The sequence below is a fragment of the Lysinibacillus sp. UBA6686 genome, from assembly GCF_002455205.1.
Taxonomy (GTDB): domain Bacteria; phylum Bacillota; class Bacilli; order Bacillales_A; family Planococcaceae; genus Lysinibacillus; species Lysinibacillus pakistanensis.
Map to the genome: position 1 here is coordinate 15,775 of NZ_DKJS01000063.1, position 15,263 is coordinate 31,037.

16 protein-coding genes are annotated in these 15,263 nt (G+C 35.0%); 13 read left to right on the forward strand and 3 right to left on the reverse strand.

Annotated elements, in window-relative coordinates; all coding sequences use genetic code 11:
• Window positions 1-5: 5 nt before the first annotated feature.
• The 3 genes from B2R82_RS16570 to B2R82_RS16580 all read left to right on the forward strand — a co-directional run bounded on the left by B2R82_RS16570 (window position 6) and on the right by B2R82_RS16580 (window position 2,358).
• Window positions 6-1,007, forward strand: coding sequence for an HNH endonuclease signature motif containing protein (locus tag B2R82_RS16570; RefSeq protein ID WP_286925988.1), 1,002 nt, complete (start codon window positions 6-8; stop codon window positions 1,005-1,007).
• Between the two features lie 78 nt (window positions 1,008-1,085).
• A complete protein-coding gene (locus tag B2R82_RS16575; protein ID WP_286925989.1) occupies window positions 1,086-1,316 on the forward strand; it encodes a YdbC family protein in 231 nt (76 codons plus the stop codon).
• A 322-nt stretch (window positions 1,317-1,638) separates the two neighbouring features.
• A complete protein-coding gene (locus B2R82_RS16580) occupies window positions 1,639-2,358 on the forward strand; it encodes a hypothetical protein (RefSeq protein WP_286925990.1) in 720 nt (239 codons plus the stop codon).
• Window positions 2,359-2,558: 200 nt separating this feature from the next.
• On the opposite strand, the gene B2R82_RS16585 is transcribed toward B2R82_RS16580, so the two are convergent.
• Window positions 2,559-3,185 (reverse strand): nitroreductase family protein, encoded by a 627-nt coding sequence (locus B2R82_RS16585; protein ID WP_286925991.1) that lies wholly within the window; start codon window positions 3,183-3,185, stop codon window positions 2,559-2,561.
• 631 nt (window positions 3,186-3,816) lie between these two features.
• On the opposite strand from B2R82_RS16585, the gene B2R82_RS16590 reads away from it, so the two are divergent.
• A complete protein-coding gene (locus B2R82_RS16590) occupies window positions 3,817-5,457 on the forward strand; it encodes a methyl-accepting chemotaxis protein (protein ID WP_286926011.1) in 1,641 nt (546 codons plus the stop codon).
• 253 nt (window positions 5,458-5,710) lie between these two features.
• Window positions 5,711-6,148, forward strand: a complete 438-nt coding sequence (locus B2R82_RS16595) for a GNAT family N-acetyltransferase (RefSeq protein ID WP_286925992.1) — start codon at window positions 5,711-5,713, stop codon at window positions 6,146-6,148.
• A gap of 572 nt (window positions 6,149-6,720) precedes the next feature.
• On the opposite strand, the gene B2R82_RS16600 is transcribed toward B2R82_RS16595, so the two are convergent.
• Complete coding sequence (locus B2R82_RS16600) at window positions 6,721-7,965, reverse strand: ferredoxin reductase family protein (RefSeq protein ID WP_286925994.1); 1,245 nt, start codon at window positions 7,963-7,965, stop codon at window positions 6,721-6,723.
• A gap of 218 nt (window positions 7,966-8,183) precedes the next feature.
• On the opposite strand from B2R82_RS16600, the gene B2R82_RS16605 reads away from it, so the two are divergent.
• On the forward strand, window positions 8,184-8,672 hold the full coding sequence (locus B2R82_RS16605) for a metal-dependent hydrolase (RefSeq protein WP_286925995.1): 489 nt from the start codon (window positions 8,184-8,186) through the stop codon (window positions 8,670-8,672).
• Between the two features lie 58 nt (window positions 8,673-8,730).
• Here the strand turns inward: B2R82_RS16605 and B2R82_RS16610 are convergent, their stop codons facing one another.
• On the reverse strand, window positions 8,731-9,552 hold the full coding sequence (locus B2R82_RS16610; RefSeq protein WP_286925996.1) for a squalene/phytoene synthase family protein: 822 nt from the start codon (window positions 9,550-9,552) through the stop codon (window positions 8,731-8,733).
• 220 nt (window positions 9,553-9,772) lie between these two features.
• Between B2R82_RS16610 and B2R82_RS16615 the strand changes: the two genes are divergently transcribed.
• From B2R82_RS16615 to B2R82_RS16645, 7 genes are all read left to right on the forward strand, one after another.
• Window positions 9,773-10,507 carry an SDR family NAD(P)-dependent oxidoreductase gene (locus tag B2R82_RS16615; RefSeq protein ID WP_286925997.1) on the forward strand — a complete coding sequence of 245 codons (735 nt, stop codon included), beginning with the start codon at window positions 9,773-9,775 and terminating at the stop codon, window positions 10,505-10,507.
• A 438-nt stretch (window positions 10,508-10,945) separates the two neighbouring features.
• On the forward strand, window positions 10,946-11,782 hold the full coding sequence (coaW, locus tag B2R82_RS16620) for a type II pantothenate kinase (protein ID WP_054770428.1): 837 nt from the start codon (window positions 10,946-10,948) through the stop codon (window positions 11,780-11,782).
• Between the two features lie 138 nt (window positions 11,783-11,920).
• A complete protein-coding gene (locus B2R82_RS16625; protein ID WP_283871774.1) occupies window positions 11,921-12,145 on the forward strand; it encodes a hypothetical protein in 225 nt (74 codons plus the stop codon).
• A gap of 21 nt (window positions 12,146-12,166) precedes the next feature.
• A complete protein-coding gene (locus B2R82_RS16630) occupies window positions 12,167-12,298 on the forward strand; it encodes a hypothetical protein (RefSeq protein WP_283871775.1) in 132 nt (43 codons plus the stop codon).
• A gap of 89 nt (window positions 12,299-12,387) precedes the next feature.
• Window positions 12,388-12,717 carry a DUF3889 domain-containing protein gene (locus tag B2R82_RS16635; RefSeq protein WP_286925998.1) on the forward strand — a complete coding sequence of 110 codons (330 nt, stop codon included), beginning with the start codon at window positions 12,388-12,390 and terminating at the stop codon, window positions 12,715-12,717.
• A gap of 627 nt (window positions 12,718-13,344) precedes the next feature.
• Complete coding sequence (locus tag B2R82_RS16640; RefSeq protein ID WP_286926012.1) at window positions 13,345-14,604, forward strand: histidine--tRNA ligase; 1,260 nt, start codon at window positions 13,345-13,347, stop codon at window positions 14,602-14,604.
• Window positions 14,605-14,913: 309 nt separating this feature from the next.
• Complete coding sequence (locus B2R82_RS16645) at window positions 14,914-15,195, forward strand: hypothetical protein (protein ID WP_313373267.1); 282 nt, start codon at window positions 14,914-14,916, stop codon at window positions 15,193-15,195.
• Window positions 15,196-15,263 lie beyond the last annotated feature (68 nt).

Below are 15,263 nucleotides of genomic sequence, written 5' to 3' on the forward strand. Positions count from 1 at the left end.
GTAACGTGTCACATGATTTAAGGGTCGGTGAAATACAGGAAAAATATATTACGGAGCATGAAATTTGGCAACATCTTAACAATTTCTATTATCGTTCATCTGTCGCGACTTCCTATAAATATGTATTTTTTAAAGCATTACTTGAAAACTTATATAATGTAGAGGATGAATTAACACTTAGCTATGATCAAATTTTTTACTCCTTCACCAATATTTATTGGAATTTAATCATCCATCATCAATTAGCGCAGTCACCCAATAAAAATAAACCAGCTCGTGCTCAAACCATTTTGCAAAAGTATGTAAATGACTATAGCGTTCCTTCAGAATGGCAATTTGATCAACTTGAAGATTCGTTACAGTTAAAAATTGTCCATGATGTCAAACGTGACTGCAAGCAAAATGTGATTGGTGCATTTTACGGCGATACAGCAGGTGTATTCTATGCATTTGATATTAAACGAGCACAATTTCGTTTTAATCGTCCTGTTTATGAGTTTATGAAAAAATATCAGCGTGTCCTTATGAATTTAACAAACTATCATTTGGTAAAATATTTAGAGAAAGTGAATGAAGCAACAAGCACAATGGCTTTGCTTTCCAAGATTGAAGTGATTTCAAAGCGTAGTTCATTAGAAACCTTTTACAAGGTGCTTACACAATTTGAACAAAATCGTTGTTTCTACTGTCATTGTGATTTATCATCCAGTCGCCGAAAAACACATGTTGACCATTTTATCCCATGGAGCTTCGTTCAAAATGATAATCTATGGAATCTAGTGTTAGCCTGCAATGCTTGTAATTTACAGAAGAGTGATAAAATTGCCTCTCGCTTCTATTTAGAAACAATGCTTATAAGAAATGATTATTTATCCTCAAATATAAACGAGCCTTTTTACTTTCGTACATATGAAAATACGAAACTGATAGATTTATATGATTACTCCATCATGAATGGATACACAACTTTATGGGAACCAAAGAAGGTTATAAAGAAAAAGGTATAGAATTCATATTTTAAATGTTTGCTGCTCCACATTTTGAGCTATAATTTTAATGACAAATGAACAAATGGAGGGATGTATATGGCAGATATTAAATATGAAATCATTGAAACACTCGCTGTTTTATCAGAGGGGAATAAGGGCTGGAAGAAGGAATTAAATCTAATTAGCTGGAATGGTAGAGAAGCCAAATTTGATATTCGAGATTGGTCTGAGGATCATACAAAAATGGGGAAGGGTGTTACACTTTCACCCGCTGAAATGAAGATCTTAGCAGAGACACTTACGAAATTATCAACTTCAGACATATAAAAAAAGGAGCCTTGTAGTGCGGGCTCCTTTTCCCATTTTGTTAATGCGTTTAACGTACTTGAAGCCAATCTTCTACTAATTTAGTTAGTTGGTTAATAGCTAAACTATCAGCATAGACCATTATCTTCTAAGGAATAATAAAAAAATACTACTCTATTTTGCAGTAATGTTAACGAAACGCTATAATGCAAGTGGAATGTTCCAGTGCTATTTGGCTTGATAGAATGAATGTGGATTTTTAGTGATGTCTGTGAAAAAAGTATTTGTCTAAGAAGCTCAAATTTCAAGTTAGTTTTAAATATAATGAATGGAGGGATACATAATGGACAATTTATTTAATCAAATCTCAACTTTGTTAAACATATCAATACCTCAAGAAGTAATGAATGCTTTGGATAATCCAATCTATATGAAACATAAGAATGATTATTTAATTCGCTTGTTATCCATTGAAGAAGTAACAGAAATGTATTTATACCTTAATGAAGATGTTAATATTTCAGAGGTTTTACCATTATGGACAGATGATAGTTCCAATTATGTGGGTGTTTACATGTTTGGGCCACAAACAGGCAAAGTTTGCTTTATAAACCATGAGGAAATAGACTTGTCCCCAGTATATCCTAATGTACACACGTTCATAAAAATTCTATTAGAAAATTCCGAAAGTGATTGGTATGAACTTCCAACACATTATCCTCTGTCCAAAGAGCATACTGATGAACTGCAAGTAAAGCAAGATGTACAAGCCATTAAAGAATTGAAGAACCTTCTTAAAAACCCTGAATTAGTTGAAGATAAAAGAACTCAATATTTGTTTTCAATTATGGCTATAACTCCTTACACACAATTGGATGAAATAATTCCTCTATTAGAAGATTCGAATATGTGGGTACAAGAGAGAGCTGCTAAAATTCTAGGTTTCCATAGATACTTGCCCGCTAAAGAGAAATTAAATTGGGTTAAAGAACACGGACAATATAACGGGAAAATGGCTGCTGAATTAGCGTTAAAAAGGATTAGAATGGAATTAAAGAGCTAAAACAAAAAGAAGCAATAACATATTAGATATTTGTTCTTTATTATTTTCTTCAATATGCTAATCATTGCTATTTAAATGATAACTACAATCTTTGAAAACAGAGCCTGTATCGGTACTTGGGAATTATCGATACAGGCTTTTAATTTCAATGTCAAGTTGTTGTTATATAATTAACACTATGGACTTTTTTTAAAACTTTTTTATATAAATTTCACAATGTCTTTTAAAGCTAGACGAGAGGAGCCATAAGCGGGCACAGCTGCTTTGCCAATAGCGATTAAGACAATTGGAACTAGATGATCTGCTAATTCAAAGTGTTTTGCAAAAGCTTCCTTATTGAAGCCTCCCATTGTAACAGTATCGTAGCCCATGTCTTTGGCTAAAAGCATTATTTGCATAGAAATTAAGCCTGCATCAAAGGTTGCTATGTTTTTTAGAATTTCTTTAGGCAGGTTTGGGTAGAGTTTTAATGAATTTTCAATCATGCTATTTTTTGTTGCCTCGTCCATATAACCCTGCTCGAAGTTTTTAGTATAAATTTCCTCAACATTTTTGTACATCTCCGTATCACCTAATACAGCAATAATAGCAGAGGCAGTTTCAATTTGCTCCTGGTTATTAGCAATCTGACGTAATTCCTTTTTTACAGTTGCATCTTGAATCACTAAAAAGCGCCATGGTTGTAAATTACTTGATGATGGTGCTGTTGTTGCCTCCGTAAGTAATTCCTTCAATTCAGCTTGTGGAATTTTATAATCGGCATCATATTTACGTACCGATTTTCTCTCATGCATTACTTTATTTAAATAACTTTTAGTTATCGTCATTGTTTAAAAAACCCCTTTTTCTATAATGAAATCTACTATACGATAGTTTTTAAAAAAATCCAAGTAAACTGCTCGAATTAGAGAGAATTGATTTGCCTATTATTTATCTAAAGAAATCATAGTAGAATTTGATTACTTACCCATCATGTAAAAAGTTACAAAAAAAACATATTTATCGTAGTGTACTACCTTTATACTAGAGATAACTATAGAACTAAAATAATATGAATGGGTGAAGGTAAATGAAAAAACTACTGGGTAATCTAAGACTTTTCGCGAAAATTGGTATACTTATTCCCATCATCACTATATTTCTAGGTGGCATGTCCTTCATAAGTTATTTAAAAGCCTCCAACGAACTTGGAAACTCGATTGAACATGAGATGTCATTATTAGCTGATGATGTGTCTAATACTGTTGAAAATAAATTACATGCACATAATCAGCTTATCTATAGTGCTAAATCTGCGATAGAAACTGCAGATAATAGCATGTCAAGAGAACAATTTACACGTTTTGCTGAACAATTACTGCCATTAAATAAAGAAACCTATGGAATGGGGCTCTGGCAGAAAAGGATGCTGCTAATGGAGAATTCTTTGGACCATATGCCTATAAATATGGAGAAAATATTGCCTATACAGATGTTTATCAAGATCCAGCCTATTCCTTCCATCAGCAGGAGTGGTACAAAAATAGCTTACAATCCAGTGACATTGTACATACAGAGCCTTTTTTTGATAAAGCATTAGGAGAGATGTTTATTACTTTTGGAATTCAAGTTCTACAGGGGCAAACCCCAATTGGCGTTATCACAGGTGATTATGTTCTTGAATCTATCCAATCCATTGTTTCGGAGGTGAAAATACGAGAAAGTGGTTATGCATTTATAATTGATGATAAGGGAACATTTTTAACACATCCAGATGTGAAAAAGGTAAATCAAGAAACGGTACAGGATTACTTAAAAATCCCTATCGATCAATTGGCTGGAGATAAAAAACTAATTCAAACAGAAGTTGATGGTAAAGAATACACATTACAATATAAACAAATACAAGGAATGCCTTGGAAGCTTATGTTAATCGTTCCGACAACTGAGCTATATAGTGAAGTACAAGCAATGCTATATCAACAAATTATTATTAGTATTATTCTTATCTGTGTAATATCCGTAATTATTTATTTAATTGCACGCTATATTCGTCAGGAAGTGCAGACAATAAATGGCCATTTAGGCAATCTAGCTACAGGCGATCTGACTCAAAGAATGTCGGTTAGTACAAGAGATGAATTTGGTGAGATGGCACAGTATTATAATGATTCAGTAGATGCATTGGGAACAATGATGAAGCAAATCGTAGCTGAAACAGACACAGTTGCTTCCACTGCTGAAGAACTGACAGCTAGTGTCCAAGAGGTTAATAAATCCGTCACAGAGGTAGCCGTCTCTATGCAGCATGTAGCAGAGAATACGAGCAAGCAACAGACAGTTAGCGACCAACTAACTTCAGTCACATCTGTTTTAGGTGAGGATATGCATTTTGCTGTCAAGGCCTTAGCCAGTGCCGTTCAGCAATCTGCAGCAACCTCTCAGATGGCAAGTGGAGGCTCCAAGCAAATTCGTGCCTTCGTGAATGAAATTACTGAGTTGCATACACAGGTGGAAAATAGTGCAAATCTGATAAGTAGCTTAAAAAATCAATCCGTCCAAATCGAAAAGATGAGCGAACTGATTTCATCCATAACAGATCAAACAAATTTATTGTCCTTAAATGCAGCGATTGAAGCAGCACGTGCAGGAGAAGCGGGAAAAGGCTTTGCAGTGGTTGCAGGGGAAGTAAAGGCATTGGCAACTCAAACAAGCCTTGCATCACAAGACATTGCCACTGTTGTTCGGACAATTCAAGAGCAAGTCAATGAGGCTGTCTCGATGATGGAACAAAGTCGTAAAATTGCTCACCATGGCATTGATTCTGTACAACAGGCTGGAAGCACCTTTGATACAATCAGCAGTGCGATTGAAGACTTAAAACATACGATTGAAAAGACGAGTACCAATACATCAAATGCCTTTGAAAAACTACATGACATGACTTCGAAGGTTCAAGAGATAAGTCAGCAAGCAATGGCGACAAATGATCATACATTAAATGTGTCAGCAATTACAGAGGAGCAAGCTTCTACGATGAATGAAATGGCCGTAGCTTCTGAGCAATTAGCGGATCTGGCACAGGATCTTCAAGAGGAAACAGGTAAATTTACTATATAGTAATTGAAAAGGTCGTCGTCCAATTATTTGGACGATAGCCTTTTCGAATATAGAATGAGTTTTTTATTTGAAATTATAGTGATTTCCTTACCAAGTAATAGGAGAAGACAATTCTAGTGTTCTAGGCCTAGTAGCAACCGTGTTGGATCACAGGTGGCTTGTATAAATAAAGGCATGTTAAATGGTATTATAATGATAGATAGGTAAATTTGTAATAAAGCTAAATATGAGATTGAGAAGGGATGTATTATAAATGGAAATTAGAAAGCCAAACAACTTAGAATTAGAAGAAATTATAGCTCTTTCACCACAAGCTTTATTTGATGGTACACTGGGCGGAGTAAGAGCAACTAAAGAAAAAGTTTTAAACCTTATAGAACCTCTTCTAAAAAAAGGGTGCTATTATTTGATAGCAACAGACAATAATGAGTTAATGGGATGGATTTTGATTGGGGAAAATAAAGACCAATTTACGGAACAATTAAACGGGTTTATTTATGAGCTATTTGTAAAAGAAACCTTTAGAGGAAGGGGTATTTCCAAAGAATTAATGAATGTTGCCATTGAACAATTGAGACAAGAAGGATATTCTGAAGCCAGACTTAGTGCTTACGTAGGGAATAATGCCATCAAGCTATATGAAAAAATGGGATTTAGTTTAAGAACGGTAAGTATGAAATTACAGTTATAGAAGTCCTTATTTAAACAAAAAATGACAAATGATCAGGACGCACCCTTGTGTAGACAGTTTTAAAAAAGACTAGGTAGCCATCTGGTGTCGATATTCTATTGGTGCCAGACGGTTGAGCGGTTTTTTGAAGTGTGAGAAAAACGGTTCAATGCAGGTATTATCATCGCAGTTTCCTTTGTGGGAATGCTACTGCTGATACCGAACTAATTCTAATTCTCGCAATTCATATTAGGTGCGATCTGGAATGAAGCTAGCTTTGAGTAATCCGTGATGTAGTAACTTGGCTCCATTCCGCATCTTTAACATCCGTCTTACGACAAGGAGCCGCTTTGATTGCCTTCCAGTGTTTATAATGCATGCGGGAATCGAATCTTTATGAGTATCTATATTATTTTAGGCAAAAGAAAAACAGCTCTCATAGTTCAGAGTGAGTAGCTGTTTTTTGCTATGTTTAATCTTTATTATGCTTTATCCTACGCAATGCTTTATAATTTAAATGTCAACTAAGCCTTGATATATAAGGCTATATAGCTTGTTTTATATATCACTTTGTACCCTGAAAATAGTGAGTATTATCTAAATTTAAATGCTTCAAAGTCTATTGTGATATCGTTATTATGGGATTTCAATTGCTTAGTAAAATGTCTGACCATTTTTTCAGGACCACATAGATAAACTTTGGTATTTGCTGGTACATGATAACTTTCAAATGACAGCCTGTCCATTTGGATAGTATCAATAAAATTCACTTTAAAATGCGGGTTAGTCGATGCATACCCTTGTAAAAAGTCTTTATAGATAGCATTGTCCTCACCTCGGTATGTGTAAAATAATTCGATAGGACGATTAATGGGCTTGGCTTGCAAATAGGATAAAAAAGGAGTAATTCCGATGCCGCCTGCAATCCAAATTTGTGATTGTGGCCCTTTTTCAAAATTTAATTGCCCGTACGGCCCATTAAGTGCAACAGGTGTATTTATTTTTATAGAGTGATAAACTTGCTGTGTAAAATCTCCAAGTACCTTTATGGTAACGGAAATTTTTTTACCACCTCCGCCAGAAATTGAAAAAGGATGTGGCGCCTTTTCTAGTCCATCTTGAAAAAATTTTATAAAAACAAATTGCCCGTATTGATAAGAAATATTTTTATCAAGTGTAATCTCGAGCTCAATTGCATTCTTGCCCATTTGTTGAATGCCTGTAATTTTACCTGTGTATTTAAAAAACATATCCTGATACATCGTTAGCATATATAATGCCGACATAAATCCTATAGTTGTCGTAATGGCAGTAAAAATACCTAAAGGTGTAGGTTGTAGTAAGTCATATTTGCTAGAAAAATATGCATGATATATTCCGAATGTATAGGGAATAAGCATGAATCGATGAATAACTCGCCAGTGTTCATATTTTAGAAATTTTGCAAACAAGGCTATTAAAATAAGGGCGATAAAGCCATATTGTCCAAGCTCCCCCAGTTCTTTTGAAAATTCACTAAGAGAAGTTTCAAACCTTTTATCCATATCTGGAACCCTTTCCTGCAACTGTCCATGTAAAATCACCAATGCCAGTGAAATAATAGCTATATATTTATGGTAGCGATAGACATTTTCTAGACCATGAAACCACTGATCTAACATTTTCATTCTAGTTGATAATAAAAAAACAACAAAGAAACCGGTAATTGCCAAGCCTCCAATCATGTGACTAAGCTTATCCAAAGAATGGAGCGGCTCTACGGGTGTAGCAAAAAACCAAAGTAAAGAGCTGGCTCCCATAATAAGTATAATAAGTGTAATACCTTTGATTGATTTCATAAATAACCTCCAGTCCTTATTTTTATCGAAAATCATCCTATATATACAATAAATTCCTGAAATGATTCTGAAAATTAAGTGTAATTATCGTAGTTTTTACAGTTTACCTCAGCTAGAAATAAAAAGGGAGTGTATGTTCGGAATATATGTTCCCTTTTAGGGGAAGGTGTGTTAAATTAAGGAGGATCAATCATAATAGACATGAGAGGGGAAGTCCTATGCAAGGGAATACTCATATTGTTGGGGGCATTACTGCTAGTCTAGCCTTTGCGCAAATTTCGAATGATAATCCACTTCTTTTAGTAGGGGCAGGTATTATCGGTGCATTACTTCCAGATATATGCCATAGCGGCAGCAAGATCGGGAGAAAGTTTCCCATCATTTCAAAAATGGTTAATAAGTTGTTTGGACATCGATCCTTTACACATAGCTTACTTTTTTTAATTTTAATGGTGATGGTGCTACATACTATAGTTCCTTTTAAAGCGATTTCAATAGGAATTTTATTAGGAATGGCAAGTCATATTTTTCTGGATATGTGGACAAAAAAGGGTGTTAAATTGTTTTTTCCAGTATCCATTTCTGTCCGTTTCCCACTAACAACCAGAACAGGCAGTAAAGTTGAGAAAGTAGTATTTATGTTGTTAACGTTGCTTTCTGTGTATTTTAGTTATGAATTAATAGTTAATCTACTGGGTACCTTATAAGCAATAAAACCCGAGTAAGAGAATATTCTCATACTTGGGTTCATTGTTTTCAGCTGCATTATTCAGCCTGTACCTCTTCTACCGTTTTTTCGACTTCTGCTCGTGTCATTTTTTCGCGGCCATCCTTCATCGCCTTCAAAGTTTTATGAGCAAGTGCTAGTGGTAATCGACAGAATAAAAGTACTGTACGTTTATTGATATCCTTCATATAAAGATCAGCTTTCGCAAGGTTTTCCTCTGCGTATGCAAATAAATCCTCTCGTGTCCAGCCATCTGGAACAAAGCTTACGCCACGCTCATCCAGATCCTCGTGCTGATTACGTAAAATATTCACAGCCTGGAGACCTCGTCCATAGCCAATCGCTAAATCGCGATCTGTTTGAATATCTGCACCCCACGCCCAAAGCTCAGACAACATTGTGCCAACAAGCCCTGCCACATAGTATGTATAATCATCTAAATCCTCACGAGTGTGTACTTGCCAGTTTGCTTTTGCCCATTTGGCCATCCCAAAAGACATCTCACTCGTTGATGCTTGGACAATTTTTCGTGAGCCTTCAGGACAGAAAGTAAGCCAGTCTGCTAAGCGAAGAGATACTTCAGGTAGCTCATCAGCATATGGTGCTAATAATGTTTCATATGCTTCAGCATCAAATGTTTCCTTTAATAATTCACTTGTTGCAGTCAGTAAATCAAATTTTACATCATTTGAAAGCCTTTCATGGTCTTCAATTTCATCAATAGCACGCATAGCTAAATAGGCAGCAGCCACTGACATTTTCAAATCGTTTTTTAAAAAAGTAATCGGTATATAAAAAGTGCGGCTAGTTTCCTTTAAAACTTGCATCGCTTCTTTATAAAGTGTTTTTTGATCTTTCACTACTATTCCTCCGTTCACATGGTCGTACATCTATAGTATATCGTATCGCAAATGTGAGGAAAGATAAAACAGATTGTTTAATTTTCTAGTCATATTCTTTGAAAACGCTTAAAAAAGATGATAAAGTTTAATAGTAAACTATTTAACTCTATACATTATTTTATCAAAATAATGGCTGGACTTATGCACTACAAAATATGACATAGAGGGAGTTTTATTTATGGGACGTTTAGATAACAAAATTGCAATTATTACAGGTGGCGCATCAGGTATGGGTGCTGCAATGGCAAAATTGTTTGCGGAAGAAGGAGCTACCGTTATTGCTGCTGATATTAACGAAGAAAACCTAGCAAAAATTTCTGAGCTAGAGCATGTAGAGGGAATGAAACTAGACGTTTCTTCAGATGAAAACTGGGCAGAGGTAACAAAAGCAGTCATCGATAAATATGGCCGTATTGATATTTTGATTAATAATGCTGGTATTTCATCTGAAAAGGGTCCTGACCAAATTTCGCAAGCAGACTGGACAATTATGCATAATATCAATGCTTTTGGTCCATTCCTAGGCATTAAACATGCTTCAAACTATATGAAAGTAGCAGGAAAAGGTTCTATTGTTAATACATCTTCCTACACAGCAATTATTGGTGCGGGCATGAATGCTTATACAGCATCTAAAGGATCACTACGTGCAATTGCTCGTGCAGCAGCCGCTGAATTAGGAGCTTTTAACATCCGCGTAAACACTGTTTTCCCAGGTGTAATCGAAACACCAATGACAGCTAAATTATCTGAAGCAAAGGAAGCGATGGATATGCTTGTACAAGCTACACCGATGGGTAGACTTGGACAACCGGAAGAAGTTGCTAACGCTATTTTATTCCTTGCATCAGATGAGGCATCTTATGTTACTGGTGCTGAACTAGTAATTGATGGTGGGTATTCAGCTCGTTAATAATATTTGAAAAAAAGAAAGTGGAAATGTGTGTTTATTCATACATTTTCACTTTTTTTGTTCTTTTAATAGAAAAATGATAAAGTAATAAAAATGCTTTCGCAATAAAGGTGAAAAATAGAAGTATTTTGATATTTTTCGTGTTTTTTTCATGAAAGTTTGCTAAGTTATTGCACAATTATTTCAACAGCGTTAAAGTTTAGAAAGGGCAAATAAACAATTACGTGGAACAAGAATGGTAACTGTAATTTTGCTGGTGATATTAATAGAAGATACGTCAGGATTTTGACACAATAACTCCTTGCAAAATCCATGACAACGTGGGGGCATGAACTTTATTCAGCAGGCATTTAAACGCATCCTGAATAAAAGCAAAATCTAGTATATATCTCACCGTTTAAATAGAGATTGTACTGAATAAAGTTAAAGGAGAATGGTATGCCAAAGGCTATAGGTATTGATGCAGGCGGCACATTGACAAAAGTTGCTTATTTAGATAAGCACAATGAGCTTGTTTTAACAACTTTTCCGTCGAATGATTTGTTGGCTGTAAAGGATTGGATTATTAAACATCCAGATATTGAGGATATTGGTGTTACGGGAGGGCGTACGGAGCAATTACTGGAAGTCATAAAGGCAATGAAATCGATTCATTATATAGTAGAATTTGAAGCTACATTGAAAGGTGTTCGATTTTTGCTACATAAAGAAGGCTATTTCTTCGAGCGTAGTATGATCACGAATATTGGTACTGGGACTTCAATACATTATATGGAAGGCAATACGCATATTCGTGTTGGTGGAACAGGTATTGGTGGCGGAACTTTAATTGGATTGTCAGCGCTTACAACGGGTATTACAGATTACAATGAAATAAGAGAAATGAGTTCACATGGTAATCGGGAGTCTATTGACTTACTAGTTAAAGACATCTATCAAGGGATGGATACACCAATTGATGGACATTTAACAGCTAGTAATTTTGGGAAGGTCGGTATTACTGAGTTTGTCAATCATCCGGCAGAAGATATTATTGCTACTGTACAAGGCCTTGTAGGAGAGGTGATTACAACACTTAGTATACAATATGCTGAGGAGAAAAATGCACAACATATTGTTTATATTGGCTCTACCTTAAGCAATAATGATCATCTGGCTCGCGTAATTGCCAATTATACACGTACAAAAAAACATATACCCGTTTTTATAAATGACCACGGTTTTTCTGGGGCAGTTGGAGCGTTACTAAATATATCTGAATATACAATTGTCTAAAAGGGCAAAAAGAATGTACATTACTAAAGAAGATTGGTAATGTACATTTTTTTATACATAAATCCTCTACCATTGAAGTTTTCACCAAAGCATAAATCCTTTATTCCTGAGCACATTACAGGTAGGAGGTGAATATCTGTGGGCAATAGAAATAATAAAAACAGTAAAAAGACGATGAATGTTAGAACACATAATCCTTTCGGTACCTACAAAAGCAAAGACCTCGATAGAAGTAATAGTAATAACAATAATCCGAACGACAACCTGAATGAAGAATTTTCGGCTGAATTTGATGCAAAGGCTAAAAATAAAGATAATAAAACAAACCACGATAAAAATCAGCAATCCAATAAAAAGAAATAACTAAACTTGGAGGGATTAAAAATGGCAAAGAAAAATAAAACAAGCTTTAAAAAGAAAAAGAAAGAAGATGTCCATAAAAAAAATGATCGGGAAGAATATTCAGCAGAGTTTAATCAGGTAATTCATAATAACCCGCAGCAACCGAAACAATAATCAAAAAATGCTCCTAAAGTATGCTTTGCTTTTGGAGCACTTATTTTTTGCTTTGTACAACAGTTTATACATCAAAAGGGGATATTAAATTGAAAAAGTTTGGTTTAATAGCGGGTACTATTCTTGTATTACTTACTTCACCATTACATATTCCAACGGCTGTTTTTGCCCAACAGGAGGCTCCAGCCTATGCTAAATGGAGTATAGTAGCAATAAAAGAGGTGAGGATTAAATATCCACAAGCTAAGATAGTGGATTATTTGCATGAGGGAAGAGAAACTCAAGGGGATAAAACTATCGAGAAATTTAAGCTATGGCTAAAACAAAGTGACAAGGAATTTGGGGTCTATGTAAAAATCCATTATGTCACAAAGACAAGTAAGATAGAAAACATTGAATTACAGGAAGTAACCTCATAATGCTTAAAGTTTAAGGGTGCCTGGCAAAAGGCATCCTTTTTATGTGCGCAAACAGTGTATGAAAATAGGATGTAAGTTACGGACTCTGAAGACAGAAGTAGTTGTAGCCAAGAGCAAGGGTGTCCGTGGCGACGCGGAGTCTAAAGGAAGCTGGCGGCAAAAACTGTTGGAGGAACACGAATCGCATAGAAGACTAGGTTGATTGGATGTATGTGTTTAACAATACCAAGTACGCTTTCTGTCTAATTGAGGAGGATAGTGGGAGAAATGATGAATCCGACAGGAATCACTAAAGAAGGCTGATAATACAAATGGCAAGAAGAGATAGAAAAAAGTAATTCAACTAAAGAAAATATTGTTAGAAAATAATGAATTGACAAATATATTACTTTGGTTTAAAGTTACCAATAAATTGATAGGAGGGATTATATGCCGATTTTAAATCGTCTAACATCAGCAACTAAACATCATCATATTCATTAGTCTTGCTATCTTTATTAATTTTTTAATATTGAATAGGAAGACTATTTCTCATGAAATCGTATTATAACTAAGCCGAAGTTGGAGCTTATGTATGTACGGTTTTTTTATTTTCTTAAAAACAAAGGAGTGTAGATGATGAAGAAAATGGATTATAAAAATGTTAGAGGAACACAAGATTATTTACCAGAGCAAGAGTGTATACGTCGTAATATACGTCGCACGTTAGAAGACACATTTATAGCATACGGGTGTAAACCACTCGAAACACCAATTTTAAACTATACAAGCTTAATGGCCTCTAAATACGCAGGAGGTGCTGAGATCTTACAAGAGATGTATCTGTTATCAGATAGAGGAGAACGTGATTTGTCGCTACGTTATGATTTAACAATTCCTTTTGCAAAGGTAATTGCAATGAACCCTACATTACCAATGCCGTTTAAACGTTATGAAATTGGCAAAGTGTTTCGAGATGGTCCGATTAAAGCTGGGAGATTTCGTGAGTTTACACAATGCGATGTAGATATCGTAGGGGTTGATTCACAAGCAGCAGAAGCAGAATTGATGATGATGGCAATAGATGCATTTGAAAAGTTAGAGCAAGATATTGTTATTCAATATAACAATCGTAAGTTATTAGTTGGCTTACTTGGAATTTTCGAAGTGGATGCTAATTTCCAAAGCCAAGTTATTCTGATACTTGATAAAATTGAAAAAGTGGGAAATGCCGCTGTTTTAGCGGAATTAAAAGAATTAGGTCTGGAAGAATCAGCAATAAAAAGTATCGAACATTTTTTACAAGACAATAGAAAAAATACACTTGCTTATTTCGTACAATATGAGGAGCCTTTAATTCAAGAGGGATTAGCTGAAGTGTTAGAACTAGAACGTTACTTAAATATGCTTGGCATTACGGAAAGTTGTCTATTTAATCCACTACTGGCACGCGGGCTAGAAATTTATACTGGCACGATTTATGAAATCTTCGTACGTGATGGTCGAATAAAATCAAGTATTGGTAGTGGGGGGCGCTATGACAATGCAATTGGTGGTTTATTAGGGGGAACAGAAAAGTTTGCGACAGTAGGTATTTCATTTGGGTTAGATGTTATATTTACAGCTATGATGTTAGGTAAACAAAAGAATCAGCAAGCCCCAATTGATATTTATATTATTCCCATAAATACAATAGCTGAGTCTCTTGTATTAGCGAAGGTTTTGCGTAAGGAGCATCGTGTAGAAGTCGAGCTTAGTGGGAAAAAAATAAGAAAAGCGATGGATAAAGCAAATCGTGAGAATATCCCATTTGTCATTGTCTTAGGAGAAGAAGAAGTTACGCAAGGTCAATATATTTTAAAGAATATGCACACAGGAGATTCTTCTATTAAAAGATTTGTTTTTTGATTCCTTATTTTAAATAACGACCGTAAGTATCATTTAAGTATTTAATCCTTATTAGAAAATTCACTATATGGGTATTATAAATAGCTCTTCTTTTGATAAATCTTTGTTCAAAATGGGGGGAGATGTCCTAAATATTAAGCACATTTTAATCCCCATATTTTAAATCAATAGAGCAATTCCTGTTGTATTGCTCTTTAGAAAAAAACAAGTTATTTGATTCAAAAAACTATATATAATCCAGCAATAGTAACCCCAAAATAGTGCAAAGGAAAAAATTTGTAAATTACATGAATTAAAGGAGCTGGTTGTATGTCAGTTAATGACACACTAAAAGTACTGGAAGCAACACGTAGACAATTGGAGAAGGAGGCTGCAACAAGACATATTATGTTAGGAAATTTGCCTCCAATGAAATTTAATTTGGGTGAAAAAGTTCGATTCACATTCAATGGCCATGAAATGGTTGGAAAAGTTAAAATAGCGGACTTTGGCGGTTCGTTTGAGCACGACTATCATTCGTATGATATTTTCGCTGAAGATGGTTGTTTTTATAAGCATATTCCTGAAGAAGCTTGTAGAATTGCTGAATAGGCTGAACATCAGCACACCATTAAAGTATTTCGCAATATGTTTGGCAAATAAGGGGGAATAGACCGCAG

Bases quoted from the DNA above. Each gene is read 5' to 3' on its own strand.
- B2R82_RS16575 (WP_286925989.1), top strand. From the start codon at position 1,086: ATGGCAGATATTAAATATGAAATCATTGAAACACTCGCTGTTTTATCA.
- B2R82_RS16580 (WP_286925990.1), top strand. From the start codon at position 1,639: ATGGACAATTTATTTAATCAAATCTCAACTTTGTTAAACATATCAATA.
- B2R82_RS16585 (WP_286925991.1), bottom strand. From the start codon at position 3,185: ATGACGATAACTAAAAGTTATTTAAATAAAGTAATGCATGAGAGAAAA.
- B2R82_RS16595 (WP_286925992.1), top strand. From the start codon at position 5,711: ATGGAAATTAGAAAGCCAAACAACTTAGAATTAGAAGAAATTATAGCT.
- B2R82_RS16600 (WP_286925994.1), bottom strand. From the start codon at position 7,965: ATGAAATCAATCAAAGGTATTACACTTATTATACTTATTATGGGAGCC.
- B2R82_RS16605 (WP_286925995.1), top strand. From the start codon at position 8,184: ATGCAAGGGAATACTCATATTGTTGGGGGCATTACTGCTAGTCTAGCC.
- B2R82_RS16615 (WP_286925997.1), top strand. From the start codon at position 9,773: ATGGGACGTTTAGATAACAAAATTGCAATTATTACAGGTGGCGCATCA.
- coaW (WP_054770428.1), top strand. From the start codon at position 10,946: ATGCCAAAGGCTATAGGTATTGATGCAGGCGGCACATTGACAAAAGTT.
- B2R82_RS16630 (WP_283871775.1), top strand. From the start codon at position 12,167: ATGGCAAAGAAAAATAAAACAAGCTTTAAAAAGAAAAAGAAAGAAGAT.
- B2R82_RS16640 (WP_286926012.1), top strand. From the start codon at position 13,345: ATGGATTATAAAAATGTTAGAGGAACACAAGATTATTTACCAGAGCAA.
- B2R82_RS16645 (WP_313373267.1), top strand. From the start codon at position 14,914: ATGTCAGTTAATGACACACTAAAAGTACTGGAAGCAACACGTAGACAA.